The organism is Nonomuraea endophytica, assembly GCF_014203235.1.
GTDB lineage: Bacteria > Actinomycetota > Actinomycetes > Streptosporangiales > Streptosporangiaceae > Nonomuraea > Nonomuraea endophytica.
Genome location: NZ_JACHIN010000024.1, coordinates 137,577 through 142,480, shown reverse-complemented (window position 1 = coordinate 142,480; position 4,904 = coordinate 137,577). Strand labels below are relative to the sequence as shown.

Annotated in this window: 5 protein-coding genes and 1 other RNA gene; 2 read left to right on the top strand and 4 right to left on the bottom strand. The window is 69.4% G+C overall.

Features of this window, described 5'->3' with window-relative positions:
* Positions 1-297: 297 nt before the first annotated feature.
* Positions 298-936: a tyrosine-type recombinase/integrase gene (locus tag HNR40_RS50155; RefSeq protein WP_184974939.1), complete on the top strand. Its 639-nt coding sequence runs from the start codon at positions 298-300 to the stop codon at positions 934-936.
* A gap of 54 nt (positions 937-990) precedes the next feature.
* Here the strand turns inward: HNR40_RS50155 and rnpB are convergent.
* The 4 genes from rnpB to HNR40_RS50135 all read right to left on the bottom strand — a co-directional run bounded on the left by rnpB (position 991) and on the right by HNR40_RS50135 (position 4,373).
* Positions 991-1,379, bottom strand: an RNA gene (rnpB, locus tag HNR40_RS50150) — RNase P RNA component class A.
* 38 nt (positions 1,380-1,417) lie between these two features.
* A complete protein-coding gene (locus HNR40_RS50145; protein WP_184974936.1) occupies positions 1,418-2,833 on the bottom strand; it encodes a bifunctional RNase H/acid phosphatase in 1,416 nt (471 codons plus the stop codon).
* Positions 2,830-3,570 (bottom strand): zinc ribbon domain-containing protein, encoded by a 741-nt coding sequence (locus HNR40_RS50140; RefSeq protein ID WP_184974933.1) that lies wholly within the window; start codon positions 3,568-3,570, stop codon positions 2,830-2,832. The genes HNR40_RS50145 and HNR40_RS50140 overlap by 4 nt, the downstream gene beginning before the upstream one ends.
* Positions 3,571-3,572: 2 nt before the next feature.
* Positions 3,573-4,373: a Nif3-like dinuclear metal center hexameric protein gene (locus HNR40_RS50135; RefSeq protein ID WP_184974930.1), complete on the bottom strand. Its 801-nt coding sequence runs from the start codon at positions 4,371-4,373 to the stop codon at positions 3,573-3,575.
* Between the two features lie 107 nt (positions 4,374-4,480).
* On the opposite strand from HNR40_RS50135, the gene HNR40_RS50130 reads away from it, so the two are divergent.
* The coding region (locus HNR40_RS50130) for a flavin-containing monooxygenase (RefSeq protein ID WP_184974927.1) at positions 4,481-4,904 on the top strand (424 nt) is incomplete at its 3' end.

The window sequence follows — 4,904 nt, the reverse complement described above, 5'->3', positions numbered from 1 at the left end:
CGAACGCCGACACGCGCACAAGAACACCCAAGACCTCAACTATGCTGCCGCGTAGTCGCAAGCCCTGATGTGTCTATCGAACCGGGGCAACTCCATGCCATCGTCGTCAACAACCACATCAATCCGACGTTCGGCAAGGTCGGAGTAGGCAGCATCCGACCGACCGCCGTCCAAGCGTGGGTGAAAGGGCTCCAGGTTCAGGGGCTGGCACCTCGAACGATCGGGACCATCTACACCATCTTCGCCAGCATCATGCGTGGGGCTGTCCGAGATGAGTTGATCCGTAAGACGCCATGCGTGGACATCCGCCTGCCGTACGTGAGCAAGACCACTATCCGGCTCCTGAGTACTGACCAGGTCGCGGCGCTGTACCGGGCCATGCTCCCGGAGTATCGCGCTCTCGTCCTGGTCGGAGCGGGTTCCGGCCTTCGACAGGGAGAGGCCTTCGGGCTGGCCAGGGACCGGGTCGACTTCGTGGAGGGCATGATCACGGTTGACCAGCAGGTGGTCGTCATCAAGAGCCGGCCCATGCTCGGGACGCCCAAGAGCCCGGCGTCCGTGCGCGAGGTGCCCATGCCCGCGTTCGTGGCTGCTGCCTTGAAGGAGCACATCGCGCTCTACGATCCGCCTGACGTCGTCTTCCGTACGGCGCTGCGGCACAACCTGATCCGGCGCGACTACTTCAACGCCAACATCTGGAAGCCCGCAGTCAAGGCGGCCGGACTGATGTCGGACACGACGTTCCACGATCTGCGTCACACGTTCGCGAGCACTGCACTGGCCTCCGGAGTCCCGATCTCCGAGGTGTCCAGGTGGCTCGGCCATGAGTCCATCACCACGACCGTAGACCTCTACGGGCACCTCGTCCCTGAGGCGTCCTCCAGAGCCAGGGAAGCGCTGGACAAGGCGTTCGGCTCAGCGCTGAGTGTGCCCTAGATGTGCCCTGATCTTGAGGTGCTCCCATTCTCTCCCTGGTCAGAGAGGGAACGAGTGACGAGCCGGCCTGTAGGCCGGGTTTTGTCCCTCTGGTGAGGGGGCGACCATCCATCTAGGGCCGCCGTTGCCGGCGGCCTCAAGCGGTCTACCCGCGCGGCTCGGGCGGGCAGCCCTCGAACGCCGCGCGCGGGCGCCTCTCGCGAGACGCCCTTCTTGACCTTGCTCCAGGTGGGGTTTACCGAGCCGCCCACGTCACCGTGGGCGCTGGTGGTCTCTTACACCACCGTTTCACCCTTACCTCCCCGAAAGGGGAGGCGGTCTGTTTTCTGTGGCACTGTCCCGCGGGTCACCCCGGGTCGGCGTTACCGACCACCCTGCCCTGTGGAGCCCGGACCTTCCTCGGCGGACCCTCGCGGGCCCGACGCGGCCGCCCGGCCGGCTCGTCTGGCAGCGAGGTTATCACTCCCTGGCCACCGGGGATTCAGCGCAGGTGCGCGGTGTCGTTGAACGCCTTCACCACCGCGTTGCCGTCCGCGTAATAGTCGACGAGGCTCAGGCAGGCCAGGTCGAGATGCATCCGGTACAACGCCGCCGGCGGCGCCATCAACGCGAACCTCAGCAACATCTTGATCGGCGTCACATGCGACACGACCAGGACCGTCTTGCCCAGATGCTGCTTGACCAGGCGGTCCCTGACGCGCTGCACCCGGCGGCCGGCCTCGGCGAAGCTCTCGCCGTCCGGCGGCGCCACCGACGGCTCGGCCAGCCACGCGGCCAGTTCCTCGGGCCAGCGCCGCTGGATCTCGGTGAACGTGTGCCCCTCCCACGCGCCGAAATCGGTCTCTCTGAGGTCTTCGTCCACCTCCACGCCGAGCCCCGCACGGGCCGCGACCGCCTCCGCGGTCTGCCGGGCGCGCTTGAGCGGCGAGCTCACCACCACATCCAGCCGGTACGGCTCCCGCGACAACCTCTCGGCGGCCGCCGCTGCCTGGGCCAGGCCGTTGGCGGTGAGCTCGGCGTCGCCCAGACCGGAGAAGCGCCGCTCCACCGACAGCGGGGTCTCGCCGTGCCGCAGCAACAGCAGGGAGGTGGCGACGCGGGTGGCATCACCCCATCCCGACCCCTTGGCCCTGGTCTGCCGGGCGGCGGTGGAGGCCGACGGCGCCGACAGGTCCGCGCTGGGAGACGGCGTCTTGCGCGCCACTCGCCCGGTCGCCGCACCGCCATCCACGAACAGCTCCGTCTGCCCGGCGGCGTCTCGGCCGATATCGGGGGCGCCCGGCTCACCGGCTCCGCTGCCCGGCTCGCCGGATCCGCGCCGGCCGGCAGAGGCCGTGGGCAGATCGCCCTGCTTGCCGACTCCGCCGCGGTCTTCGCGCGGTGCGGCCGTCGCGGTTTCGGGTCCGCCGTGGTCTTCGCGGGCTGTGGTGGTCGAGCCTTCGGGGTTGCCGTGGTCGGGGGTGGTCTGGTGCCAGGGGAGGCCCTTGGCGGCGGCGTCCATGGCCTCGTTGGCCAGGCGGTCGGCGTGTTTGTTGCGTTCCCGGGGGATCCAGGTCCACTCGGTCACCCGTAGCCGCCCGGCCAGCCGGTTGGCTTCCAGGGCCAGCGGGCGCAACCCCTCGTTCTTGATCTTCCAGTTGCCGGCCATCTGCTCGACGACCAGCTTGGAGTCCATGCGCACCGCCACCGCGGCGCCCTCGCCGCCCAGCCGCAGCACTTCGGTCAGCCCGGCGATCAGGCCGCGGTACTCGGCCACGTTGTTGGTGGTGACGCCGATCGCCTCGGCGGTCTCGGCCAGCACCTGGCGGTCGGCGGCGTCGAGGACGACGGCGCCGTAGCCCGCGGGGCCCGGGTTGCCCCGTGAGCCGCCGTCGGCTTCGATGATGTACGAGGTCACAGGCCCGACTCTGGTGTGCGGACCAGGATCCTGCGGCACTCGTCGCAGCGCAGGACCTCGTCGTGGGGGGCGGCCTTGATGCGGTTCATCTCGGCGATGGACAGCGACACCTTGCAGCCCTGGCACTGGCCCCGGTAGAGCATGGCGGCGGCGACGCCGTACTGACCCTTGAGCTTGGTGTAGAGGGTCATCAGGTCGGCGGGGATGTCCGCGACCACGTCACCGCGGCGCTGCTGCACGTCGGCGGCGTCCTTGTCGATCTCGCCGAGCGCGGCGTCGCGGCGGTCCTCGGCGGTGCTGCGGGTGGAGGCGAGGGCGTCGCGCTGGGCGACCAGGTCGACGACCTTGGCGTCGGCGGCCTCACGGCGTTCCATGATCTCCAGGACGACCTCTTCCAGGTCACCCTGGCGGCGGTGCAGCGAGGTGATCTCGGACTGCAGGCTGGCCAGGTCCTTGGGGGAGGTCACGGCGCCGGAGTCGAGGCGCTTCTGGTCGCGCTCGGAGCGGGTGCGCACGGTGTCGACGTCCGCCTCGGCCTTGGTCTGCTCGCGCGCGAGGTCGCCCGCCTCGGTCTCGGCCTCGATCACGTCGGTGGAGAGCTTGGCGAACCGCTTGGTCTGCTCGTCGATCTCGGCCAGCTCGGGCAGAGTGCGCCGGCGGTGGGCCAGCCGGTCGGCCGCGGAGTCGAGCTCTGCCAGGTCGAGCAGTCGCTTCTGTGCTTCAGGGGCTGCTTTCATGATCAATATCCTCTTGTCCAAGCATCGGTGACCGTGGCGGAGACGCGCGTCTCAACGTTAACGCCACTCGAGGCCAGGATGGACGCGGCGCTGTCCAGCCATGGCCATTCGGTGGCCCAGTGGGCTGCGTCGATGAGCGCCGGGCCGTCGGCCTCCATGAACTCGCTGGCCGGGTGGTGCCGCAGATCGGCGGTCAGGAAGACGTCGACTCCGGCGGCGCGGGCCGTACCGAGGAGGGAGTCGCCCGCGCCCCCGCTGACGGCGACGCGCGAGACGGGACGGGACAGATCCCCCGCCACCCGGATACCCCAGGACGTCTTGGGCAGGCCCTCGGCCGCCCGCTCGGCGAAGTCGCCCAGCGGGACGGGGGACGGCAGCGTGCCGATCCGGCCCAGGCCGCGCCAGGGGTCGTCGGGGAAGGGACGCAGCGGCACGAGGTCGCCGGTCAGGCCCACGGCCCGCGCCAGCGCGTCGGATACGCCGGGGTTGGCGACGTCGGCATTGGTGTGAGCGGTGTAGAGGGCTATGTCGTGCTTGATGAGGGTATGGACCAGGCGTCCCTTGGGGGTGGTGGCGGCGACGCTCGTGGTGCCGCGCAGGTAGAGAGGGTGATGGGTGACGATCAGATCGGCTCCCCACGCGATGGCCTCCTCTGCGACCACCGCCACCGGATCCACCGCGAACAGGACTTTCCGCACCTCCAGCGCGGGGTCGCCGCAGACCAGGCCGACCGCGTCCCAGGACTCGGCGGTGGCGGGCGGGTAGGCCGTTTCAAGGGTTCCGATCACTTCTGCCAGCGTCACGCTGCGCAGACTACCGGCCCGGACGGGGGCGTCAGGCGTGTTGTGGCGGGGGTGTCGTCCGAACAGGGTTCGGCGTAATGTAAGTGGATCCTGACGCGGAGGGCGATATGTCACCTAGGATCGCGATCATCGGTGCGGGATTCGGCGGGCTCTGCATGGCGATCCAGCTCGAACGCGCGGGCATCACCTCCTACACCGTGTTCGAGAAGGCCGGAGAGGTCGGCGGCACGTGGCGCGACAACAGCTATCCGGGCGCGGGTTGTGACATCCCCTCCCATCTGTACTCCTTCTCCTTCGAGAAGTACGCCTCGTGGACCCGCCGCTACCCCGGCCAGCCCGAGATCCTTGGCTATCTCGCCCGGTGTGCCGACAAATACGGCGTCAGGGGAAAAATCCGCTTCCACACCGAGGTCTCGGCTGCGGTCTTCGACGGCACCCACTGGCAGCTCACCACCCTCCCCTCCGGCACGCACGACAGCCCACGGACTGACAGACCCGGGGCTGACACACCCGGGGCTGAGGGACCTCGGG